The organism is Thermodesulfobacteriota bacterium (genome assembly GCA_040757775.1).
Lineage (GTDB): Bacteria > Desulfobacterota > UBA8473 > UBA8473 > UBA8473 > UBA8473.
The window spans coordinates 48,229-70,715 of record JBFLWQ010000011.1; the positions used below are offsets into that span (position 1 = coordinate 48,229).

General features: G+C 42.1%; 20 protein-coding genes. 16 read left to right on the forward strand and 4 right to left on the reverse strand.

What is annotated here, in order from left to right; genetic code table 11:
- Nucleotides 1-124: 124 nt before the first annotated feature.
- A complete protein-coding gene (locus tag AB1401_08455; GenBank protein ID MEW6615478.1) occupies nucleotides 125-1,843 on the reverse strand; it encodes a tetratricopeptide repeat protein in 1,719 nt (572 codons plus the stop codon).
- Between the two features lie 377 nt (nucleotides 1,844-2,220).
- Between AB1401_08455 and AB1401_08460 the strand changes: the two genes are divergently transcribed.
- From AB1401_08460 to uvrC, 11 genes are all read left to right on the forward strand, one after another.
- Nucleotides 2,221-3,045, forward strand: a complete 825-nt coding sequence (locus AB1401_08460; GenBank protein MEW6615479.1) for a formyltransferase family protein — start codon at nucleotides 2,221-2,223, stop codon at nucleotides 3,043-3,045.
- Nucleotides 3,042-4,127, forward strand: a complete 1,086-nt coding sequence (locus AB1401_08465) for an HAD hydrolase family protein (GenBank protein ID MEW6615480.1) — start codon at nucleotides 3,042-3,044, stop codon at nucleotides 4,125-4,127. The genes AB1401_08460 and AB1401_08465 overlap by 4 nt, the downstream gene beginning before the upstream one ends.
- A gap of 458 nt (nucleotides 4,128-4,585) precedes the next feature.
- Entirely contained in the window at nucleotides 4,586-5,386 is an 801-nt protein-coding gene (locus AB1401_08470; protein ID MEW6615481.1) for an ABC transporter ATP-binding protein, read from the forward strand.
- Nucleotides 5,387-5,402: 16 nt separating this feature from the next.
- Nucleotides 5,403-6,200: an ABC transporter ATP-binding protein gene (locus tag AB1401_08475; protein ID MEW6615482.1), complete on the forward strand. Its 798-nt coding sequence runs from the start codon at nucleotides 5,403-5,405 to the stop codon at nucleotides 6,198-6,200.
- A 27-nt stretch (nucleotides 6,201-6,227) separates the two neighbouring features.
- On the forward strand, nucleotides 6,228-8,138 hold the full coding sequence (locus tag AB1401_08480; GenBank protein ID MEW6615483.1) for an AMP-binding protein: 1,911 nt from the start codon (nucleotides 6,228-6,230) through the stop codon (nucleotides 8,136-8,138).
- 18 nt (nucleotides 8,139-8,156) lie between these two features.
- Entirely contained in the window at nucleotides 8,157-9,044 is an 888-nt protein-coding gene (locus AB1401_08485; GenBank protein MEW6615484.1) for a branched-chain amino acid ABC transporter permease, read from the forward strand.
- Nucleotides 9,045-9,068: 24 nt separating this feature from the next.
- The gene (locus tag AB1401_08490; protein ID MEW6615485.1) at nucleotides 9,069-10,127 is read left to right on the forward strand and encodes a branched-chain amino acid ABC transporter permease; all 1,059 of its coding nucleotides are present in this window, start codon (nucleotides 9,069-9,071) and stop codon (nucleotides 10,125-10,127) included.
- Between the two features lie 114 nt (nucleotides 10,128-10,241).
- Nucleotides 10,242-10,907, forward strand: coding sequence for a hypothetical protein (locus AB1401_08495; GenBank protein ID MEW6615486.1), 666 nt, complete (start codon nucleotides 10,242-10,244; stop codon nucleotides 10,905-10,907).
- A 26-nt stretch (nucleotides 10,908-10,933) separates the two neighbouring features.
- Nucleotides 10,934-12,187 carry an ABC transporter substrate-binding protein gene (locus AB1401_08500; GenBank protein ID MEW6615487.1) on the forward strand — a complete coding sequence of 418 codons (1,254 nt, stop codon included), beginning with the start codon at nucleotides 10,934-10,936 and terminating at the stop codon, nucleotides 12,185-12,187.
- Nucleotides 12,188-12,426: 239 nt separating this feature from the next.
- Nucleotides 12,427-13,401, forward strand: a complete 975-nt coding sequence (locus AB1401_08505) for a carbohydrate kinase family protein (GenBank protein MEW6615488.1) — start codon at nucleotides 12,427-12,429, stop codon at nucleotides 13,399-13,401.
- Nucleotides 13,401-15,233, forward strand: coding sequence for an excinuclease ABC subunit UvrC (gene uvrC, locus AB1401_08510; GenBank protein ID MEW6615489.1), 1,833 nt, complete (start codon nucleotides 13,401-13,403; stop codon nucleotides 15,231-15,233). Before AB1401_08505 ends, uvrC begins: the two co-directional genes overlap by 1 nt.
- On the opposite strand, the gene AB1401_08515 is transcribed toward uvrC, so the two are convergent.
- The 3 genes from AB1401_08515 to AB1401_08525 are packed head-to-tail and all read right to left on the reverse strand — an operon-like array spanning nucleotide 15,222 to nucleotide 18,055.
- Nucleotides 15,222-15,992, reverse strand: a complete 771-nt coding sequence (locus tag AB1401_08515) for a tetratricopeptide repeat protein (protein MEW6615490.1) — start codon at nucleotides 15,990-15,992, stop codon at nucleotides 15,222-15,224. The genes uvrC and AB1401_08515 overlap by 12 nt on opposite strands.
- The gene (locus AB1401_08520) at nucleotides 15,989-16,897 is read right to left on the reverse strand and encodes a PfkB family carbohydrate kinase (GenBank protein ID MEW6615491.1); all 909 of its coding nucleotides are present in this window, start codon (nucleotides 16,895-16,897) and stop codon (nucleotides 15,989-15,991) included. The genes AB1401_08515 and AB1401_08520 overlap by 4 nt, the downstream gene beginning before the upstream one ends.
- Before the next feature lie 9 nt (nucleotides 16,898-16,906).
- Entirely contained in the window at nucleotides 16,907-18,055 is a 1,149-nt protein-coding gene (locus AB1401_08525) for an acyl-CoA dehydrogenase family protein (protein MEW6615492.1), read from the reverse strand.
- A 257-nt stretch (nucleotides 18,056-18,312) separates the two neighbouring features.
- Between AB1401_08525 and AB1401_08530 the strand changes: the two genes are divergently transcribed.
- The 5 genes from AB1401_08530 (at nucleotide 18,313) to AB1401_08550 (ending at nucleotide 22,479) form a co-directional block, all read left to right on the forward strand.
- Nucleotides 18,313-18,711, forward strand: a complete 399-nt coding sequence (locus tag AB1401_08530; protein ID MEW6615493.1) for a CBS domain-containing protein — start codon at nucleotides 18,313-18,315, stop codon at nucleotides 18,709-18,711.
- 30 nt (nucleotides 18,712-18,741) lie between these two features.
- Complete coding sequence (locus tag AB1401_08535) at nucleotides 18,742-19,389, forward strand: cysteine dioxygenase family protein (GenBank protein MEW6615494.1); 648 nt, start codon at nucleotides 18,742-18,744, stop codon at nucleotides 19,387-19,389.
- 70 nt (nucleotides 19,390-19,459) lie between these two features.
- The gene (gene hgcA / locus AB1401_08540) at nucleotides 19,460-20,599 is read left to right on the forward strand and encodes a mercury methylation corrinoid protein HgcA (GenBank protein ID MEW6615495.1); all 1,140 of its coding nucleotides are present in this window, start codon (nucleotides 19,460-19,462) and stop codon (nucleotides 20,597-20,599) included.
- 161 nt (nucleotides 20,600-20,760) lie between these two features.
- On the forward strand, nucleotides 20,761-21,108 hold the full coding sequence (hgcB, locus tag AB1401_08545) for a mercury methylation ferredoxin HgcB (GenBank protein ID MEW6615496.1): 348 nt from the start codon (nucleotides 20,761-20,763) through the stop codon (nucleotides 21,106-21,108).
- Between the two features lie 30 nt (nucleotides 21,109-21,138).
- The gene (locus tag AB1401_08550; protein MEW6615497.1) at nucleotides 21,139-22,479 is read left to right on the forward strand and encodes an MmgE/PrpD family protein; all 1,341 of its coding nucleotides are present in this window, start codon (nucleotides 21,139-21,141) and stop codon (nucleotides 22,477-22,479) included.
- Nucleotides 22,480-22,487 lie beyond the last annotated feature (8 nt).

Consider the following 22,487-nt stretch of genomic DNA (forward strand, 5'->3'; position numbering starts at 1 on the left):
TCATTTCGAGTCCGCCTCTGGTGGACGAGAAATCTGATATTATTAAAGATTCCTCGTTGCTTGCGCTCCTCGGAATGACAAAACATGGCTTTTTACGAGACCATCAAATTTGTTTTTATCCCTATTATTTGCTTTCCTTTAGCGCCTTAATCTTTTCTTTCAATAGTTTCTTATTTAAATCTAACTTCAGGGCCTTTTCATACATAGCCAATGCCCTATCTTTTTTACTATTTTTAAGGTACGCATCGCCGAGATGTTCAGCAATTATTGGATCTTTAGGTACTAACTTAATAGCTTTCTCCAACTCTTTAATGGCTTCATCAATTTTCCCTTTTTTATAATAAACCCAACCAAGGCTGTCTGTAATATAGCCGTCTTCAGGTTTTATCTCTAATGCCTTCTTTATTAATTCTTCTGCCTCGTCTAGATTTATACCTTTATCAGCATAGTTGTATCCAATATAGTTTAAAGCATTGGCATTTTTAGGATCCAGTTTTAAGACTTCTCTCATCTCCTCTATGCCTTTTTCAATGTTTCCAGCTTTATCATAAAGAATGCCAAGGTTATAGTGGAGATTTATATCATCTGGTTTCAATTCCAATGCCTTCTTTAATGCATCAATACTGTTTTTATAATCATGGCCCTTTTCAAACAGGGATGCCAGGAACTCATATAATTTAACGTTGCCCCCTTTTTTTTCAATGGCTTCTTTAATAACTTCGACAGCTTTTTTGGAATTCTTTTGTTTTTCTTCAAGGATATACCCTATGTTGATCTGTGAATCAGGAAAAAGTTCTGAATCCAAAGGTACCTTTTTAAACTCCTCGATTGCTCTTTCCAGTTCTCCTTTTTCTTCGTAAGTAGCAGCCAAATAATATCTAGCCTTATGAAAATTAGGATCAACACCCAGGATAAGATTAAATTCTTTTATAGCCTCTTCATATTTCTTTTGCTCAAGATAGATCAACCCTATTTTTATACCGACATCCTTATTATTAATATCTAGCTTCTTTAACTTTTCGAACGTTTCTATAGCTTTATCTAATTTCTCTTGTTTAATGTATAAATGGCCAAGGCGTGTTAAGACAGAAGAATCAGAAGGGTTAATCTTTAATATCTTTTCATATATTTCAATCGCCCCTTTATTTTCTCCCTGAAACTCATAAATTGTGCCTAGTTCGATTAAGGCAGCACCAAAATCTGGTTTAAGCATTAAAGCTTTATGATAGTATTTTTCAGCTTCTTTAAAGAATTTTATCTCAGCGTATACTCTTCCCAGATAGTAATTAGCCATCGCAGAATCTGGATCAATCTCAAGTAGCTTCTTCAGGGAAGAGATGGACTTCTCGTGTTCTTTAACCTTGAGATACAAAGCACTCAGGAAAAAGTAAGCCTCTTTGTTTTTAGGGTCAATTTTGACTACGGTTTCATACTCATTGATAGCTGCATGTTCATTGCCGGTACTAGAATATAACCCCCCTAAAAGTAAACGAGCGGGTGAATATTCTGGGTGACTGGCAATTACAGTTTGGCACTGGTGAATCGCATCCTTTAAAAGCCCCTTTTTTATATAGATAATCGCCAGGTATATTCTTAAGGCAGGGGAATCCATATCATAATTTAAAGCCAGTTTGTATTCTTCTATGGCAGAATCTATATTTTCTTCATTTTCGAAAAGTTGAGCTCGAGAAAAATGATAATATGCCAATGAGCTGGCTTTTTCTGTCTCTGTTATCGGAGATTCTTTCAAAGGGGGGGGCTTTGAAAGATCAACGGTAGCACAAGAGGAGAAAAATATTATTATAAATAGGGTTGAGAAGTATTTTACGCTCTTTTTAAGCACTGTCTTGCTTAAACTCCAATATTAGGGAAAGCGGATTAGAGGGTTCATGGAGTCTCGTATTTCACTTGAATCCTTGAACCCTTAACCCCATGGATCCAGATTAGTTAATGAATTATCACATCAAAGATACATAGTCAATGATAAATCCTCGAATCTTCAAGATATTGACTTTTCCTTCAACTTCCTATATAAAGTCAACTACCCCGATAGGATCGAGGCTTAAAGGTTTAAGTCCGCCAGAGGCGGAAAGGAGTTAAGTGATCAAGAGAGATTTTTTTCTTTACTACTCTCGAACCCTGGAATCCTTGACTCCTCGAACCCTTGTGGCGCAAAAGGCGAGGGTTTTTCTCTTATTCCCCGAAGGAGACAATAGCTTTATGGTCTTTAAAATTGGATGGTTCTCTACTGGCCGTGATAAGGCTGCAAGAGACCTGTTAAGAACAATCTATAACTCTATGAAGTTGGGTAAGATGAAGGCTACTCTATCCTTTGTATTTTGTAACAGGGCATTAGGGGAAAGTGAAGAAAGCGATCGGTTTTTGAAGATGGTGGAAGATTATGGTATTGATTTAATTTGTTACTCTTCGAAAAACTTTAAACCCGATATGAGAAGAGCGGGGATAACTGATCCTGTTGTTTTGGAGAAGTGGAGGAGAAAGTATGATAATAAGATTATAAAAAGGCTAACTAACTATACAACCGACTTAAATGTTTTGGCTGGTTATATGCTGGTAGTCAGCAGTAAGATGTGTGAGGAACTGGACATGATAAACCTTCATCCAGCGGCACCTGGCGGCCCGTCTGGCACATGGCAGGAAGTAATATGGAAGCTGATAGATTTGAAAGCAGATGCAACAGGGGTTATGATACATCTGGTAACAAGCAAACTGGATGAAGGCCCTCCAGTTACGTACTGCACCTTTCCTGTCAAAGGTCCTGTATTCGATAAGATTTGGAACAACTTAAACAAAAGGTTAAAGACCAAAAGTCTTACCCAGATTATGAGAGAGGATGGTGAAAGTAATGAACTTTTTATGGAAATCAGAAGACAAGGGTTTATAAGAGAGCAACCTCTTTTAATCAAAACAGTCGAAGCGTTTGCGGAGGGTAGGATAAGGCTTGAGAATAAAAGATTATTTATGGGAAATGAGACGATAAAAGATGGGCTATGTTTAAATAAGGAGATAGAAGCTTACCTATGAAAGCAAGGCAGTTCATTACAGATTGTGAAGGCCCCATATCGTTAAATGATAATGCTTATGAATTGACGAAACACTTTATACCCAATGGAGATCGTTTTTTTGCCCAGATAAGTAAATACGATGATATCCTTGCGGACATAGTGAAGAGGCCAGGGTATAAGGCTGGAGACACCCTTAAATTGATTTTGCCGTTTCTGAAGGCATATGGGGCTTCAAATGGGGCTATTAAGGAATACAGTGCCAAGAATATAATCATTGTTCCAGGGGCAGACGCCACATTGGAATATATTGGCAGCAGGATGCCATCTTTCATAATCAGTACGAGTTATGAGCCTTACTTAAATGCCCTCTGTGATTACATAGGTTTTGATAGAAAACACGTCTATTGTACCAAGCTCGATTTAGATAAGTATATAATAGAATCTCATGAAATTATAAGACTGAAAGAAATCCATAAAGAAATAGATTCGTTGGCTAAACTAGAAATTCCTGCAGATGTTGGGGATTTCGATGGTCTCCCGGATGAGGTGAAAGAAGCAGTAAAAAGACTAGATGGATTCTTCTGGGAAGATATTCTCTCCATGAAATCAGGGGAGATGTTAAAGGAGATAAATCCCGTTGGTGGTATTGAAAAGGCTAATGCCATACTACATAGCCTCAAAACGACAGGAAACGATCTCCAGGATGTGATGTATATAGGAGATAGTATTACAGATGCCCATGCATTAGATATGGTAAAAAAAGGCGGAGGGGTTGCTGTCTCTTTTAATGGTAACAGGTATGCTTTGAATAAAGCAGAAATTGCCTGTATATCGGACCATACTATTGTTATATCAATTATGGCGGAAATCTTTTCAACAGGGGGAAAAGAGATGGTTATGGCACTTGCAGGTGGCTGGTCTTTTGACTCCATTAAAAGGCATAGTCTGAACAGAATGTTAATCGACCAGCTTTTGCATATCTATCCAGAATCTCTTCCAAAAGTAGGAGTTATAAAAGAGGATAATATAGATAGGTTAACTATTGAAAGTGAGTTTTTTAGGAAGATTATGAGAGGTAAAGAAGCTGGAACCCTTGGATAAAAGATTGAAAAAGGTAAACCAGTTAAATGACTGTTGCCTGACAGGGCTTGACAATCAAATTGGATACAGGAATATATAGATTAATTTTATTATTTTCTTGACAGGATAGATACTGCTATGATAAAAGCCAAAATCTAGTTACCCATCTTGAGTAAGCCTTCATTCATTTTTTAGTTTTGAAAAGACAGGGGTTTCTGTTATATGACTTATGTTTCCTGGTATAAAATCTGATTTGATCCAGCAGAGCCTATTCCTGTAAAATCTTAATCCCCTTGCCTCAAAAAACGTTTTTCGCTCCAATTAAATTATTTTTTATTGTTCCAATTCCATGAGAATAAACCATGTATCTGGTGTCTTATCTAAAGGAAATAAAATCGATTGCATCAATCAATATAGTTTTAAATTTTAATTTGGTTTAGATATTTTATTCAAAAAACAAAAAGTCAGGTGTAATAGCTATGCAAGAGAATAGAGTTATTTTAAGTTTAGAGGATACTTATTTATCATTCGGAGGAGTACAAGCACTAGCAGGAGTGAACGTAGATATTAAGAAGGATCAAATATTAGCCCTTATTGGTCCAAATGGCTCTGGGAAGACATCCATTCTCAACTCCATATCCGGGTTTTATCGTCCTCAAAAGGGAAATATATATTTTAGAGGAAAGAGGATTAATAACTTTAAGCCCAACAAGATCGCTGCCATGGGGATCGCGAGAACGTTTCAGAACCTTGCCCTCTATACAGGACTATCCACCGTAGATAATCTGCTGTCAGGCAGACATATCATGATGAAGCAGAACCTCCTCTCTGGGTTTTTGTACTTTGGTCCGGCATTAAAGACCGAGATTGAACATAGAGAACAAGTAGAATATATAATGGACTTCCTGGAACTAGAGTCTTATAGACATCAGCGTGTAGGTGTACTCCCCTATGGAGTCCGAAAAAGAGTGGAACTAGGGCGAGCTCTGGCTATGGAGCCAAAGGTACTCCTCCTTGATGAACCCATGGCTGGGATGAATATGGAGGAGAAGGAAGATATGGCCAGATATGTCCTGGATATCAAAGAGGCAAAATTGGAGACCGTAATAAAGGAATCACCGGCTATCGTCCTTGTGGAACATGAGATGGATGTGGTAATGGATATTTCTGACAGGGTTATAGCCCTGGACTGGGGAAAGAAGATTGCCGAGGGTACCCCTGATGAAATAAAGAATAATCAAGCAGTTATCAAGGCATATCTGGGAGAGGAAGAGTACTAGTAACGGAGGTATATAGATGCTTGTATTAAACAACATCGAAGTAAAATATCAAAATGTCATTCTCGTACTGAGAGGAGTTACCATAGAGGTACCTGAGGGACAGATTATTTCATTATTGGGCGCCAATGGGGCAGGTAAAAGTACTACCCTCAAGGCCATATCAGGTATGCTATATCCGGAGGAGGGGAGGGTTACTGATGGCTCTATCGAGTATAATGGTGTAAGGATTGATGGACTGAGAACCAAAGCCATAGTGGATATGGGGATCGTTCAGATAATGGAAGGCAGACGGACTCTGGAACAACTTACGGCAGAGGAGAATCTGATAGCTGGTGCTATAGGGAGAAACCCCACCAGGGGGGAGTTAAAGAGGGATATAGACAAGATATACGAATTCTTTCCGAGGTTAAAGGATGTCCGTAATCAAACAGCAGGCTATCTTTCAGGTGGTGAGCAGCAACAGCTCGTGGTTGGACGGGGGCTTATGTCTCGTCCTAAATTGATGCTACTGGATGAAACCTCTTTGGGATTGGCTCCCATGCTGGTTAAAGAAATATACAATATCATAGAAAGACTGAATAAAGAGGAGAAGATATCCCTTCTGGTTGTAGAACAGAATGCCAGAGCAGCCCTCCAGATTGCAGATTATGGCTATGTAATGGAAAACGGGCGGGTAGTATTGGATGATACTGGTCCCAAGCTGCTGGAGAATGAGGACATTAAAGAGTTTTACATGGGACTCACTGAAGTTGGGGAAAAGAAGAGCTATAAAACTATTAAGCACTACAAGAGAAGAAAGAGGTGGCTTGGTTAAAGGGATTTTTTGTTGAAGGAGAAAGGTATGAATATTGATAAGGACATGGATACCCTTCCGAAATTGATGTTGAGAAACTACCTGAGATATGGCGATAAAAAAGTAGCTATGCGCAAGAAGGATTTTGGGTTATGGCTTACATATACATGGAAGATTTACTACGAACATGTGAAATGGTGCTCTCTGGGGTTAGTCAGCCTGGGTTTGAAACGGGGGGACAAGGTATGCATAATAGGAGATAACGGCCCCCAGTACTACTGGGCTGAATTAGCCGTTCAATCAGCAGGTGGAGCAGCTATAGGGATTTTTGTTGATTCCATGGATGACGAGGTGAAGTACTATGTCAACCATTCAGATGCCGTATTCGTCTTTGCAGAAGACCAGGAACAGTGTGATAAACTCCTGAATCTGAAGGACAAAAATGAGATACCCAATGTCAAAAAAGTAATATACTGGGACCATAGAGGACTCTGGTCATATGAGGATCCCATCCTTTTAAGCTTTGAAGGGTTGGAAGAACTGGGAAAGAAGTACGAGGTGGACCATCCGGGTCTCTTTGAAGAAAATGTAAGGCAAGGGAAGGGGAGTGATATAGCCTGTTTTTGTTATACCTCAGGGACGACCGGACTTCCCAAAGCAGCTATGATGACCCATAACAGTGTCATATTCTTCGGCCGTGGGATCCGATCTATAGACCCCTGGTATGAGACTGATGAATATCTATCCTATGTGTCACCGGCATGGGCAGCAGAGCAATTTCTTGGTATAGCCTCAGGGCTGGATGGGGCTCTGTGTGTCAGTTTTCCTGAAGAGGCTGAAACGGTGCAGGAAGATATCGTAGACCTGGGCCCCCAAATCCTTTTTTACAGTGCTCGCTTATGGGAAAATCTGGTTTCTGAGATCCAGGTAAAGATCGCTGACACTTTACGGTGGAAAAGACTGTTGTTCAATATAGCAATGAAGATTGGCCATTGGATGAACAAGTTCGCAGAAAAGAAGACCAAACCCAATCTTTTATGGAGGGGGTTGTATCTTTTTGCCAACCTTATCGCACTCCGGTCATTACGCCACAGGATGGGGTTTGCCAGAACCAGGGTTGGCTATACTGCAGGGGCAGCGGTAAGCCCTGATATTATTCGATTCTTCCACGCCTTGGGCTTAAATCTCAAGAATATCTATGGCTCTACTGAGGCAAGCCTTGTAACAATCCCCAGTAGCACTGATTTTAAATACGACAGCGTTGGAACCCCTATCGAGGGATGTGAGGTAAAGATTGTTGATGGTGAGATCGTTGTAAAAAATCCAGGACTTTTTTTGGGTTACTATAAAAATCCTGAAGCAACGGGAGAAAAGATAAGAGACGGCTGGTATTATACAGGAGATTCCGGTTTCTTTGACGAGGAAGGGCACCTTATCTATTGGGACAGGGTGGACGAACTTCTCGATCTGAAGAGTGGTGAGAAGTATTCCCCTCAGTATATTGAGACGCGTCTGCGTTTCAGTCCATATATCAGGGACTGTATAGTTGTGGGAGGTAAAGACAGAGATTACATCGGTGCCCTGATAAATATCGACTACGGAAACGTTGGTAAATGGGCGGAAAAGAAACGTATAGCTTATACCACATTCGTTGACCTTTCACAAAAACCAGAGGTAGCTGGTATGATAAAAGGTGAGATTGGAAAGGTCAACAAGGAGATACCGGAGTTTGCCCGTGTAAAGAGATTTGTTAACCTCCATAAGGAATTTGACCCTGATGAGGCCGAGCTGACAAGGACAAGGAAATTGAGGAGGACCTTTATAGAAGATCGTTACAAAGATATAATTGAATCTCTGTATCAGGATAAAGGGGTTATCAGTGTGGAAGCGCATGTAACTTATAGAGATGGTAGAAAGGGAATTATAAAGACAGAGATTAATGTGTATAGTGTTGAATAAATTGGAGGGATAATTTAGATGAATACCTTTATCCAGCTTATGATTAGCGGAATAGCCACCGGTCTTATCTATGCTATAGCAGCCCTTGGTGTTGTGGTGGTGTATAAAGCGACCAAGGTGCTCAACCTTTCGGCCGGAGGACTGCTTTTAATAGGTGCATATTTGGCATGGATGTTTCTTGTTCAGCTTAAATTTCCTGTCGTGCTGGCTATAATGGCTACTATTGCCTCAACGGCCATCGTTGGATGGGTAATTGAACGGGTTACCCTTCGTCCCCTGATAGGGCAGCCGATTCTCGCGGCTATTATCCTTACCGATATGCTCTGGTTTTTCTTCCGTGGAACAACATTTCTCTTCTGGGGCGGTAATCCCAAAATGTTCCCCTCATGGCTGGCAAGTCGTCCCACGATATTTGTGGGTGAAATTGGGATACCTGAGATAATGATATGGTGCATAATTATATCCGGTCTTAGCATTGCGGGTTTGATAATTTATTTCAAATTTACCCGTCCAGGACTTGCCATGAGGGTTACTGCTGAAGACGTTATAGTTGCCGAAAATCTGGGAATAAAGATAACAAGGGTGTATTCCAATACGTGGATTATTTGCCTTATCTTATTCCTCATAACCGCATATTTTGTAGGAGCAATGCAAGGGATCAGTCAGGACCTTGATTTTGTTGCTGTATATGGAGTAATTATTGCACTCCTCGGAGGGCTGGAATCCTTCCCTGGCGCCATAATCGGTGGCCTGGCTGTGGGGATACTTCAAGCTATGGTTGGAGGCTACCTTGCTGGCATTTTAGGTGGCGGAATCTCCGAAGTATCCCCTTTTATTGTTATGTTCATTATTAGTTTCTGGCGGCCGTATGGGCTCTTCGGACTGGAAAGGATAGAGAGAATCTAGCGAGCGGAAGGAGGTTAATTGTCAATGAAGGGAAGACCTTGTGGAGTTTTTGATGTAAGATATAGTCAGGATAAAGCAATACTGCGTACCAAAGCCCATTGGGTGCTGTTTAGTCTCTTTCTGATTTTTCTTTTCAGCATCCCCCCTTTTCTTACCGGTCACATTTTAAGCCTTGGGGTAATTATCGGTACAACAATAATAGGCTTATGGGGTCTGCAGATCCTGATAGGCTACACTCACCAGATCAGTTTGGGACATGGTGGCTTTGTCGGGGCTGGAGCCTATGTGTGTGCCGTGATTACACATCATCTGGGTTGGAACTTCTTCTTTGCCCTACCTCTTGCCGGTCTTGGTGCTGCCCTTTATGGGTTGATAATAGGGACATCGACAGTACGGTGCAAGGGGCTTTACATGGTTATTCCAACTATCTCTGCTCATTTTATATTCTTCTATCTGGTAAATGAGGTCTTAAGAAAATGGACTTTCGGATCAGACGGTATTCAGTGTGCAAGCCCCGTTCTATTCGGATTTGTTTTTAATACGGATTTAAGCTACTTTTATCTGGTTGCCGTTGTTACGCTTATAATGGGATTAGGATTGAAAAACCTTGTAAGGACAAAGGCGGGCAGGGCATTTGTTGCAATTCGCGATAACGACATTGCCGCAGAGGTCATGGGGATAAACATATTCCGTTATAAGCTCCTTTCCTTTGCTATTGGTAATTTCTATGCGGGGATTAGCGGTGCATTATGGGCCCATTATGTTACGTATATCAACACAGAATTTTATCCCATTGTCGATTCCGTCTACTACGCAGTGTTTTTGATTGTCGGTGGGCTGGGATCTGTTATGGGTTGCGTTTTTGGTGCTTTTGCTTACAGGCTTCTTGGTGAAGGGGTTAATTATGTTGCGCCTTTACTGGATAGTATACTGGCTGGGTCAGGCGGCAAAATAGTTTCCTCTATGGGGCTGATTGTATACGCTGCCGTGGCAATAATATTTTTAATTTTTGAACCCAGAGGACTTGCCCACAGATGGGAGTTGTTTAAACACTCATACAGGTTACATCCATTCAATTATTAATGGATAAACAATTAAACCATTGGGGTCTGCCCCGACATTTGTGATTATCCGCCTCTAGCGGATTACGGGTTTGACCCCAGATATTCAAAAATTGAGAAAGGAGGTAAGAGAACAATGAGTAAAAAGTTATTTTTGGTTACATTAGCATTTATCTTTCTCTTTGGTATTTCTGCTATGGCTATAGGTGGACAAAAAGGCATGGCAAAAAAGGCACCACCTAAGGAATTAAAGGTTGAACTAAAGAATGTGGCTGTGAAGATGGAAGCAGAGAAGATCCTTAGCGATAAGATTCTTATGGCACAGAAACTCGCTAAGGCTGAATCAAAGAGCGGATGGCTCAAGCTTATGGGCATGGGAGAGGACAAAAAGATGGGACCGGTTGAAATACCGGCTAATGCCCTCCTGGCTTTGGTACCAAAGGCAGATCTCACGGTTACCTTCGCGGTAACTAACCCTAACAAGTTTGATGTTATCTTAGGCAGTATGTCTTTCGGGCTTTCTGAGGAAACCATTATATTTTTTCCTCCGGAGTCCAAAGCGGCGGAGGTATGGATAGACATTCCTGCAGGAGAAACCGTTGAATTTGAGGTACCTATGACCATCCTCAAAATTCCGTCACTGGCAGCTATTGCATGGCCAGCGATAGAGAGTGGTACTGCCGAGTGGAAGGCAAGAGGTACAGCGGTGGTAATCTCTAAAGATATACCCTCAGGCGGATTGAGACAGAGATTCGAGAGTGGGAAGGTAGGGACCACCATGGTCGAGGCAGAAAAGAAGTAATCATCAGAAAAAGGAGGTAATATATCATGAGAAAGAGTTTTAATAAGCTAATTTTTGTTGGTATTACTGCTCTGATATGTGCAGCCATGTTAGCTTTTAACTCCGTGACAGAAGCAGCCAAGCCAGCAATTAAACATTTTGGAACTGTCGATCTAACAGGTCCCTATGGTATACTCGTTCCTGATGTATGGGAGGCGAAGCTCGATGTCTATAGATGGACAAATGAAAAGGAAGGCGGGATCGACGGTCACCCGGTAGAGCTTGTATGGGGTGAAACCGGAAATATAATGGCAAGGGCATGGTCCCACTACAAGAGGTACCAAAGGGCAGGAATTCAATTCCTCTGGATAGTCTCATCCCCTGAAGGTGAAGCCTTTAAGAGGACCCTTGAAAAAGAGAATGTAGCTTCCTACAATTACGGTGGGAGCGACCCCCAACTCTATCCTCCCGCAACTATTTATACAGATGGCCCCGGCTATGGTGATTCATTTGGTGCCTTTTTGAAGATGGCAAAGGCAGAATGGGATAAAGCAGGAAAAAAGGGCACAATGAAGGTCGGTATTATTGGACCTGATACGGCATATGGAAGGGCTGCCCTGGAACCTGGACAGAGGTTTGGGAAGAGGATCGGTGTAGATGTGGTAGGGCAGGAGTTTGTCCCCGTTGTTCCCATAGACCTCACCCCGCAGATATTAAGACTCAAGGATAAAGGTGTGAACTGGATATGGATGCAGGGGTTGAGCCAGATTTGTACTGTATTTATGAAGAATATGGAATCGTTGGGACTGCACGGTAAGATACCAGTGGCTGGTTTCTCGTGGACAACCGGTGCGGAGATGCTGAGGCGGATAGGACCCAGGTATACTGAAGGCTACATATGGTGTACGTACACTTACATGACCCAGGTAGAGAAGAACCTCCCTGGTATCAAGAAGGCTATCGAGATGCGCCAGAAGTATCATGGTAAGGACCCGGATGAATACTATCTCAGAGGTGTGAGAGCAACCCAGTTTGTATTTGAGTGGACAAGGAGGACACTTAGGAAATATGGGTATAAGGGGCTTACCGGGAAAAACTACCTTGCTACAATAGAAACATTCAAAAATTGGAAAACTCCATGGGACGTCGGTGCCCCGTTTGACATTACTCCTAATGACCGCAGGACAGCCAAGAAGGTGTTATTTTACCAGGTCAAGGGTGGGAAGGTGCTCAGATACAGCGACTGGGTAGACGTTCCTCATCTCTACCCGGATGATATGAAACATCTTTTTGAGAAGTAGTAGGCATATAAATAGAAAAGGGGCGTTTGTTAAACGCCCCTTTTCTATTGTATTGGAATCCAAGAAGCCTGCCTTTATTGTTATCTTTTCCTTTTATCCTTCAAGACCACTTTTTATCCCTTGACACTATCTCTGTTTTGTTGATAAATTAGTCCATCAACTGCTGTCCCGACTTGTCGGGATAGCTTGAGGTACAAAGGCAACCCCCCCCCTGCTCCCCTTTGCCAAAGGGGGGTGAAGTGGGTTACTTCTGTGCCTTTGTCACTTTTGAAACAATGGGGGCATGGTCTGACCCCGGATATTTAGGCAAGAAGATGTTAGACGTAATTTCAATAGGTGCTCTTAATATAGATCTCATTGCAAAGGTAAATAGATTCCCTGTGGCAGATGAAGAAGTTGCAGTTCAAGGCTTAGAAATATTTCATGGTGGTTCTGCTGCAAATGTAGCAGTAGGGATTTCAAGACTGGGACATTCTTCAGGATTTGTAGGAATGGTTGGATCCGATCAATTTGGAAATATGCTTATTGAAGACTTGAAAAAAGAAGGGGTAGACGTATCCCATTTGATACAAACAGGTGGCAATAGCGGTCTGGTCTTTGCGGCTATAAATCCTGCTGGTGAAAGGATACTCTATTCATCAAGCGGGGTTTCATCAGAGTTTGACAGATCCCTCATATCCGTTGACTATATAAAAAAGGCTAGATTTTTACACTTAACCAGCATTATTGGAGAAAAGGCAATAGCTGCACTGGAATTTGCGTCTGGCGTTGCATATGATAATAATATAAAGGTAATACTCGATCCGGGATCAATACTTGCTGAAGAAGGGTCTGAAGCGCTGAGTGGAATACTGGTTAACTGCTATTTAATTATGCCAAGCCAGATTGAGGCAAACATGCTTACCGGGCTCCAGGGAGAAGACGCAGGCAGAAGGCTTTTGGAGTATGGGCCAAAAGCAGTGATAATAACCCGTGGGGCAGAAGGGTGTTTATTGATAACTAAAGATTTAACCAGAGAGGTTCCTGCATTAAGATCAAAGGCAGTAGATACAACTGGTGCTGGTGATTCATTTGCCGCAGGTCTTATAAGTGCTTTGTTAGTGAATAAAGGGTTGGAGGAAGCAACTGAATTTGCCACTCTGGTTGCGTCCATATCAGTAACCAGAAGGGGGGCAAGAACCACGCCTGGTAAAGAAGATATTAGAGGTTATTAATGGCTAGAGCATTGATTGCTGAAGAAAAGATAAACAGACTGCCTGCCAGCCCAGGTGTCTACCTTATGAAGAACAGGAAAGGTGATGTTATTTATATTGGCAAGGCGAAAAGCCTTCAGATTCGGGTAAAATCCTACTTTACCAGAATAGAAGATTCAAGATACCTAATCAGGTTTTTATTGTCTCAGGCAGAAGATATAGATTGCATAATCACTGATACAGAGAAAGAGGCATTGATTCTAGAAAACAATCTGATTAAGAAACATAAGCCCAGATACAATGTAAACCTGAAGGATGATAAAACCTATTTTAGTCTGAGATTCAATATTCAGGACGAATTTCCAAGACTCTCCCTGGTAAGAAAGGTAAAGAAAGACGGTGCCCGCTACTTTGGTCCTTATTCTTCCAGCTATGCAGTAAAAGATACGTTGAAAATGGTATCCAGAATCTTTCATATAAGAGGCTGCAGTGACTCTAATTTTAAAAACAGAAGTCGCCCCTGCCTGAGCTACCAGATCAGGAGGTGTCTTGCCCCCTGTTGTAAACTTGTAGATTGGGAGAGTTACCGGAAATATGTCAGGGAAGCGACTCTGTTCTTAGAGGGCAAAAACCAGGAACTATTACGGCTTTTAAAAAAAAGTATGAAACACGAATCGGATAATTTGAACTTTGAAGAGGCTGCCAGATTCAGAGACCATATTTCGTCTATCGAAAAGACCATTGAGAGGCAAAAGGTGGTTTCCAATCTAGGGACAGATCAGGATGTATTTGCCTTTTACAGAGAAGAAGGTGTTATTGAATTTCAGCTTATGATTATGCGGGGAGGAAGGGTTTTAGATACCCTGGCATTCTCCATGACCAATTTGAGGCTTCCAGATAATGAGGTTATGTCTTCGTTCCTGAAACAGTACTATGGCGAAGATAGATCTATCCCGTCAGAGATTGTAATACCCATAGATATAGAAGACAGGAAGCTGTTGGAAGAATGGTTTTCGGAAAAAAAGGGCAAAAAGGTAAGGATTCATATTCCCAAGAAGGGGGAAAAGCTTAAACTTTTAAGGATGGTGATGGAAAATGCAAAGAATTCCTTTATGGATAAGCAAAGAGAAAAAGGTTACAATCTGAAGGCATTGGAGGAAATCCAAAAACGACTCCATTTAAAGAGATTACCGAGGAAGATAGAGTGTTTTGACATATCCAACATATCAGGGAAATTAGCGGTTGGTTCGATGGTAATCTTTAAAGAAGGGATTGTATATAAAAACGGTTATCGTCACTTTAAGATAAAAACCGTGAATCAGGCAGATGACTGTGGTATGATGTATGAGGTTATTAAAAGGAGGTATAGGAGGGTATTTGAAAAGAACGATATGCCCGACCTGATAATGGTAGACGGTGGTAAAGGGCAGTTGAATGTTGCTGTAAGAGTCCTGAAAGAATTAAAAAAGGATGACGCAGATGCCATAAGTCTTGCTAAAGGTGGAGATAGAGAGAAGGTATTTATTCCACATCGGAAAAACCCTATAATACTGCAAAAGGACTCTAAAGCTCTGCTTCTGCTGCAACAAATAAGAGATGAGGCTCATCGCTTTGCTCTAACCTACCATCAAAATCTCAGGAGAAAACAGAACCTGCGGTCCATTCTGGAGGATATACCAGGAGTGGGATTAGTGAGAAAAAAGGCACTCTTAAAACACTTTGGCAGCTTAAAAAGCATTAAAGATGCGTCTATAAATGAGTTGACCACAGTTCCTGGAATGAATATCAAGGCTGCCGAAAATGTCTTTGTATCCTTTCAAAGTTTTCCTTCTGACCCCGAATCACTTCAGTAGCTCTAGATACCTCTTAGCTGCATTCTGGGTTTCCCCGGACGGAGAAGTCTTAACCACTTCTTCAAATTCCACTATTGCCTCAGCTTTCCTATCCAGTTTAAGGTAAGCCAATCCCAACTGGTAGTGGGCATCAACAAATTTGGGATCTAACTTTATAACCAGTTTCAATTCGTCTATAGCTTCTTTTACCTTATTAACACTAAAATAGCTGATCCCAAGGTTATAATGGGCCAAAACAAAATCAGGGCTCAGCTTCAGTGCATTTTTATAATTGTCAATTGCTTTTCCTATATCTCCCTGCTTGTAATAAGCCCAGCCTATATTACAGTAAGCCCGTTCAGGAGTACTGTACAGATCATTACTGAGGGCTTCTTTAAACTCAAAAATGGCATCATCCCACTGTCTTAAATCCATATACACTGTACCCAGATTGTTATGTGCTTCAGAAAATTTTAGATCTAAAGTCAATGCTTTTTTAAAATTATCGATGGCTTTATTATGTTCTTTCTTCTTGAAATATATTAAGCCGATAATGTTGTAAACCTGGGGGTCATCGGGACTCAATTCTTTGGCTTTCAGGAGTTCTTGCAAGGCGGAGGTGGTATCTCCTTCACTGAAATAAGAGACTCCCAACCTGAGATGTACCATGGATGTTTCCTTTAAAACTGTTTTGTCCTGGATACATCCATTGAAGATGAAGATAAAAGCAATGAGGAGCAGAAAAATACAAACCCCTTTTGAATTACAGCATCCCTTCATATGTCCTCAAAATGCGTAAATTTCTTGAACTCTCTGTACCTGTATTCCATGTCAGGGTAAGTCAGATTCTTCAGCCTGTTTAGACTAAAGTCCTCTACATTAAAAGATGCCATTACACTTCCAAATACAACCGCCTGACGAATATTTCCATCCTCCAGGTTACGTGTATTTGCCAGATAGCCAATAAAGCCTCCTGCAAAGCTATCTCCAGCACCAGTAGGGTCAAAGATATTCTCCAGTGGATAGGCAGGGGCATGAAAGATAGATGAACCTGTAAACATAAGAGCCCCGTATTCTCCCCTTTTAACAATCAGGGTCTTTGGGCCCATAGAGAGAATCCTTTTTGCCGCTTTAACTAGGTTGGGTTCGCAGGTAAACTCCCTGGCTTCTGCCTCATTGATGATTAGAACATCGACCTTTTCAATGGTTTTCTGGAGCTCTTTAGGTTTCTTTTCTATCCAGAAATTCATAGTATCACAGGCAACCAGAGTAGGGTTTTTAACTTGTTTTAGAACATCTAACTGCAATTCAGGATCAATATTGGCCAGAAATACATACTCAGAGTCCTTATACTCCTCAGGTATTTTAGGATTGAAACCTTCGAAGACATTTAACTGGGTATTCAATGTATGTGCCTCATTCAGTTCAAATCCATACCTTCCTTCCCATCTGAAAGTATTCCCCTTTTCCCTTTGTAATCCTTTAATATCAATATTTTTGCTTTTTAAGAAATCAATATGATCTTTTGGAAAGTCGCTACCCACTACAGCAACCATATTAATATCAGCAAAGTAACTGGCTGCCGTGGAAAAATATACCGCCGACCCACCCAGGACATCCCTTACTTTTCCAAATGGTGTCTCTACCGAATCCAGGGCAACAGAACCGACCACTAAAATACTCATATCTGTCTCCTAACACCCTATTGTCCTTGATATAACTATTCGTTGAATCTCGTTTGTCCCTTCGGCAATATCAAGTACCTTTTGGTCACGGTAGAACCTCTCTATAGGGTATTCCTTCATAAATCCATACCCGCCATGCAGTTGTAATGCTTGATTTACGACTCTGCCCATAGTCTCAGAACAAACGAGTTTTGCCATAGCGGCTTCTCTTATGTAAGGTTTGCTCTTGTCTTTTAGCCATGTAGCCTTATATAAAAGCAGTCTGGCTAGCTCAATCTCTGTCAACATATCGCTCAGTTTAAAGGCATTTACTTGAAAACTGCATATGGGTTTTCCAAACTGGTACCTCTCCTTTGAGTATTTTAAAGCCATCTCGTAGGCTCCTTGAGCGCCTCCCAAGCCCATCGCCCCAACACTCAGCCTTCCTCCATCGAGAATTTCCAGCATCTGACGGAGTCCGTGTCCTCTCTCTCCCAATAAATTTTCTTGGGGAACACGACAATCCACAAAGGATAGTTCCGTTGTATCAGACCAACGCCATCCCATCTTGTTGTAGTGAGACCCTGTATTGTACCCTTCTGTACCTTTAGGGACCAGGATGCACTCTATTTCTTTCCTTCCGTCCTCTCTTTTACCTGTGATAGCGGTTATTGTTACTATACCGCTGATTTTTGTTCCAGCGTTGGTTATAAAGCATTTTGACCCGTTTATTACCCAGTGACCGTCCTCAAGCACTGCGGTAGTCTTGGTTGCTCCGGCATCTGAACCGGCATCTGGTTCTGTAAGCCCGAATGATGCCAGCATCTTACCTGAGGTGAGCTTTGGCAGCCATTCCTGTTTCTGCTCCTCAGTTCCATAGTAGTATATAGGACTGGTTCCCAGTGATGTATGGGCACACATGGTTATAGCTGAAGATGCATCCACTCTTGCGAGTTCTTCAACGGCAATAATATACGATATAAAATCTGCTCCTCCTCCCCCGTATTTTTCCGGGAAAGGTATACCCATTATTCCAAGGTTTGCCATTTTTTCTACGATTTCGTATGAAAATTCTTGTTTTTCATCCAGTTCCGCTGTAACAGGCCTTATTTCTTTCTCAGCGAAATCTCTTACAGTCTTTCTTAATATTTTTTGCTCTTCAGTTAGTTCAAAGTCCATTAGTCTTCTCCTTAAGGGGTAAAGGAAACATTACTACAGCAATTTATATGTATTAGTAAACTTTTTACTCGAATTTTCTAACAGATTTAGCAGCAGGAGTCAAGATATAATCTGTCGAAAGTTTTGACAACTCTAGAAAGAAATTGACTGAACGAGTATTTAATGTTATAGATTTAACAGAAAATCTGTTAAAAGGCATAACTGATGACATTTTCGGCGTAAACTGATGAGTAGTGCTTTAGAAAGGAGAAGTATGAATGAGGGTAAAAGACATTATGTCTGAAGAGGTGATCACTCTGGAAGTAGATGAAGAGTTGAGTTTGGCAGACGATATTATGCAGCTTGGAAGAATAAGGCACCTACCGGTGGTTGAGAATGGAAAGCTGGTGGGAATAATTAGCCAGCGGGATCTTTTTAAGAGTTCCCTTGCTTCGGTTATGGGGTTTGGTGAGAAGGCAAAGAGGGATTTTCTAAAAACAGTGGCAGTTAAAGAAGTCATGGTTAAAAAAGTAATAACTATTTCACCAGATGCCGATATAAAAGAGGCTGGTCGAATTATGCTGGAAAAGAAAATTGGCTGTCTACCGGTAGTAGGAAACGATAAATTAGTTGGACTGATCACTGAAACGGATATCCTGAAGCAATTTATAATGTAACTTGGCAAAAATCCGTTGAAGGGGAAGATAATGATGTCATCACAGGTACAATTGGAGATTGCTTCATTCTGTAAACGTTGTTCAGACCGCCTATACGGCATTACAGATGATGAATCCTGTGTTGAACGTTTTAGAGATGAACTACCCAGCCTCCTTTGCAACAAACCACTTTTTGCGGAAATTCTGCACAATATTGTTGAGGGAGGGGCCTACCCCGATTTGGGCCGTTCAACGATGTTTGATAACGAATTGCTTCTGCATGCGGATTCATCCCATCTGTTTACTCTGAGGATGTTCCTCTGGGGGCCGGGTGAATGCACGGTGATACATGACCACAATTCATGGGGTGTGATAGGCCCTGTTTCCGGGGTGCTTGGGGTCTTTAATTACAAACGAGAAGACAATGAATCCCGGGAGGGGTATGCACACCTGATCGAGACCGAAGAGCTGAGATGTTTACCTGGTGAAACCACATTTACGCTCCCGCTGAATCAGGGCATACATAAAATTGGAAATCTGACCCAAGAAAGTATGGTCTCACTCAGTGTATATGGTAAGCCATTAGCCCGAGGATACATAAACGGGTTCGATATCGATAACGATCGTATTTATAAAATATTTGCCCCGAAATCAAAAAAGAAAATACTTGCGTTCCAGGCTTTGGCCGGTCTTAAGTAGCGGGTTGGAGAAGATTTTTATGGATAAAGAGAAAAACTATCAGTCAAAATTGGAAAATCAGAATCTTCACATGGGTGATTGCTGCTCAAAGCCGTCACAGCTAATATCGATAGAATCCATTTGCAGACCTCCGGAGGAAAAGGTTCAGGTGAGCTTGCCAGGTTTGAACCAGCCCTTTGTAATCGGCTCAATTCAGACCCCTGTCGGAATGGTACCTCAAGTTTCTTCTTCTCTGATCTGGAAAGATCATCTTGGGACTTTTAAGTCCCGCTGGGGGGTGGGCCGCATGCATTACAGTGTTGAGCCGGGCCTTTACGCTTCGGGGCAACCAGATGAGCATGCTCCGGTCCTGGTTACAGCCAATTACAAGATGAGTTTTGATTATTTACGGGAGGCTATGCTCTGCCGAGATGTCTGGATTCTGGTTCTGGATACCAAGGGTATCAATGTCTGGTGCGCAGCAGGGAAGGGTACATTCGGGACCAGGGAGCTTGTTGGACGCATTAAGTCCAGTGGCATTGCCGGCGTAGTGACTCACAGGCAGTTAATCCTGCCCCAGTTGGCTGGGCCGGGAGTTGCTGCCCATCAAGTAAATAAGCTTTCCGGCTTTAAGGTTATCTACGGTCCGATTAGGGCAAAAGACCTCCCCGCATTTATTGATGCCGGCTTTAAGGCTACTCCGGAGATGCGGTGCAAAACTTTTACCATGTGGGAAAGGGCTGTCTTGATTCCAATTGAATTAGTAAGTGCCTTTAAGCCAACTCTGATTGCTTTGCCTATCCTATTTTTATTGGGTGGACTTGGGGGAACTGAAGGATTCTGGGCCAATGCTTTTAATTCTGGCCTTTTTGCTGTGCTGGCATTCCTTAGTGCAGTCTTTGCCGGTTCGGTTTTGTCTCCGCTTCTTCTGCCCTGGTTGCCAGGTAGAGCATTTGCCATGAAAGGTTTAGCACTGGGGCTGCTTGTGGGTTTGATTCTGGCAGCCTTTAGGGGAGGGTACCTGACAGGTTTGTCGAACCGTTTTGAAATCCTGGCATGGATGAGCATAGTCTCGGCTGTCACTGCCTATCTGGCAATGAACTTTACCGGCGCATCTACCTATACTTCTCTATCTGGGGTCAAAAAGGAGATGCGCTGGGCTATACCTCTTGAGATTGGGATCGGTGTTGTTGGCATTGCCCTATGGATCGGATCACGCTTTATTGCCTGATGGTTTAGTAAAAAGTCCGCTTTTGTTATTCCGAGGAACGTGAGCGACGAGGAATCTTTAATTCTTTAATAATTTCAGATTTCTCTCTGACGCTCAAAATGACATGGGTAGTTAAATATTGACTTTTTACGAGTCCATCATTGCCTGAAGGAGGATAAATAATGGGACAACTGGTTTATATTAAAGATGTGGTTACTCTAAAGCTTGACCAGGAAAAATGTACTGGTTGCGGTATATGTCTTTTGGTCTGTCCACATGCGGTGCTGAGCCTTACTAACGGCAGCGTCAAGATCGAAAATCGTGATGCCTGTATGGAGTGTGGGGCTTGTGCACAAAACTGCCCCTCTGATGCCGTTACCGTGAACGCTGGCGTTGGTTGTGCTGCCGCAATCATCAATGCTGCATTGGGTCGCGAAGGTGACTCCTGCTGCTGTGTAATTGAGCCGAAAGAGACGTCAAACAATGCAGATACCTGTTCTAAAGGGGGCAAGGAAGTGTCTTGCTGCTAGACAGGCATTCTTACATTCTGGAGTAAAGATATGAAACAAAAAACCGTATCTGAAAAACTGGCAGAATTCATACATAATCTTGATTACCAAGGCATACCACAGGAAGTAAGAAATCTGGTTAAACTTCGTATTCTGGATGCTCTGAGCTGTGCTATTGCCGGGCATGATCTTCCCCATTCTAAAATAGCATCCAGGGTAGCCCAAAGCAGCACCGGCAAATCTACTATTATCGGTTGTCATAAAAAAGTGGCGTTACCTGATGCAATTTTGGCGAATGGCGTGATGATTCATAGCATAGTTCAGGACGATATTTTATCCGGACTTGTTCACCCTGGGAGTACAGTTGTTTCTGCTGTTATAGGTGTTGGAGAAAAAATGGGTGCCTCTGGAACGGAAGTTCTGACAGCAACTGTAGCGGGATACGAGCTGGTCGGCCGTATAATGAGTGCGACAGGGCGTTTTACTGTTTCCTCATTCAGGCCCAGTCCGATCCTGACTACCTTTGGTGCTACTGCAGCAGCCGGCAAACTAATGGGACTCAGTGAGAAACAATTGGTTAATGCTATAGGTTACGCTGCCAGTTTGACTCCTGGCACACCCAACGAGGTTTGGTGGAGTGGCACTATGGAAGGGATGTTTCAGGCAGGGGTGAGTGCACGTACTGGTCTCCTCTCTGCAACTTTAGCCAAAGAAGGGGCTACCTCTGCCCCTCAGGCACTGGAGGGGAAAGATGGTTTTTTCCGTTGCTGGGGAGGAAGTGCGGCAAAGATGGGAAAGGCAGTAGAAAACTTTGGTCAGGATTTTGTCATTTCCAGGATGCGTATAAAGGCTTTTCCGGTTTGCGGTGCAAATCAAAGACCAATACAGATTGCAAAACCTCTGACTGAGCATAAACTAAAGGCAAATGACATTGCAAGAATTGTGGAGAGAGTGGGGACAGGTGCTACTTCATATGCTGGACTGGATTTTGCCGGTCCTTTCGAATCTCAGTTTCAGGCTCTGATGAGTATGCAATTTTGTGCTGCTGCTGCAGTTTTGGATAAACCTGTTACATCGGCTAAATTTTTTGCCGGGCACTATAATGACCCCGAAGTCGGAGAGTTAGCCAAGAAAGTAGAATTGGTGGAAGAGGAGGGTCGTTCCCTTCCCCTGCTCGAAGTGCATACTGTCGATGGAAAGATATACACAACTGGAGATGAAATGCCTGACCGTAGTATATACATACCCAGCAAAGAAAATATGGTAAGTAAATTCAGACTTCTGTGCGCCGATTTTTTTGGTGAGGAGGGTACCAATCAGATCATAGATATTATAATGGACATGGAAAAGATGGATAATATTAAAAAACTAACAGCAAAGTTAGGGGGTTAAAAATTTAA

Coding starts and splice junctions, on each gene's coding strand:
- AB1401_08535 (MEW6615494.1), top strand. CDS start 18,742: ATGATGTCATCACAGGTACAATTGGAGATTGCTTCATTCTGTAAACGT.
- AB1401_08485 (MEW6615484.1), top strand. CDS start 8,157: ATGAATACCTTTATCCAGCTTATGATTAGCGGAATAGCCACCGGTCTT.
- AB1401_08525 (MEW6615492.1), bottom strand. CDS start 18,055: ATGGACTTTGAACTAACTGAAGAGCAAAAAATATTAAGAAAGACTGTA.
- AB1401_08500 (MEW6615487.1), top strand. CDS start 10,934: ATGAGAAAGAGTTTTAATAAGCTAATTTTTGTTGGTATTACTGCTCTG.
- AB1401_08460 (MEW6615479.1), top strand. CDS start 2,221: ATGGTCTTTAAAATTGGATGGTTCTCTACTGGCCGTGATAAGGCTGCA.
- AB1401_08480 (MEW6615483.1), top strand. CDS start 6,228: ATGAATATTGATAAGGACATGGATACCCTTCCGAAATTGATGTTGAGA.
- AB1401_08515 (MEW6615490.1), bottom strand. CDS start 15,992: ATGAAGGGATGCTGTAATTCAAAAGGGGTTTGTATTTTTCTGCTCCTC.
- AB1401_08470 (MEW6615481.1), top strand. CDS start 4,586: ATGCAAGAGAATAGAGTTATTTTAAGTTTAGAGGATACTTATTTATCA.
- hgcA (MEW6615495.1), top strand. CDS start 19,460: ATGGGTGATTGCTGCTCAAAGCCGTCACAGCTAATATCGATAGAATCC.
- hgcB (MEW6615496.1), top strand. CDS start 20,761: ATGGGACAACTGGTTTATATTAAAGATGTGGTTACTCTAAAGCTTGAC.
- AB1401_08550 (MEW6615497.1), top strand. CDS start 21,139: ATGAAACAAAAAACCGTATCTGAAAAACTGGCAGAATTCATACATAAT.
- AB1401_08530 (MEW6615493.1), top strand. CDS start 18,313: ATGAGGGTAAAAGACATTATGTCTGAAGAGGTGATCACTCTGGAAGTA.
- AB1401_08520 (MEW6615491.1), bottom strand. CDS start 16,897: ATGAGTATTTTAGTGGTCGGTTCTGTTGCCCTGGATTCGGTAGAGACA.
- AB1401_08475 (MEW6615482.1), top strand. CDS start 5,403: ATGCTTGTATTAAACAACATCGAAGTAAAATATCAAAATGTCATTCTC.
- AB1401_08465 (MEW6615480.1), top strand. CDS start 3,042: ATGAAAGCAAGGCAGTTCATTACAGATTGTGAAGGCCCCATATCGTTA.
- AB1401_08490 (MEW6615485.1), top strand. CDS start 9,069: ATGAAGGGAAGACCTTGTGGAGTTTTTGATGTAAGATATAGTCAGGAT.
- uvrC (MEW6615489.1), top strand. CDS start 13,401: ATGGCTAGAGCATTGATTGCTGAAGAAAAGATAAACAGACTGCCTGCC.
- AB1401_08495 (MEW6615486.1), top strand. CDS start 10,242: ATGAGTAAAAAGTTATTTTTGGTTACATTAGCATTTATCTTTCTCTTT.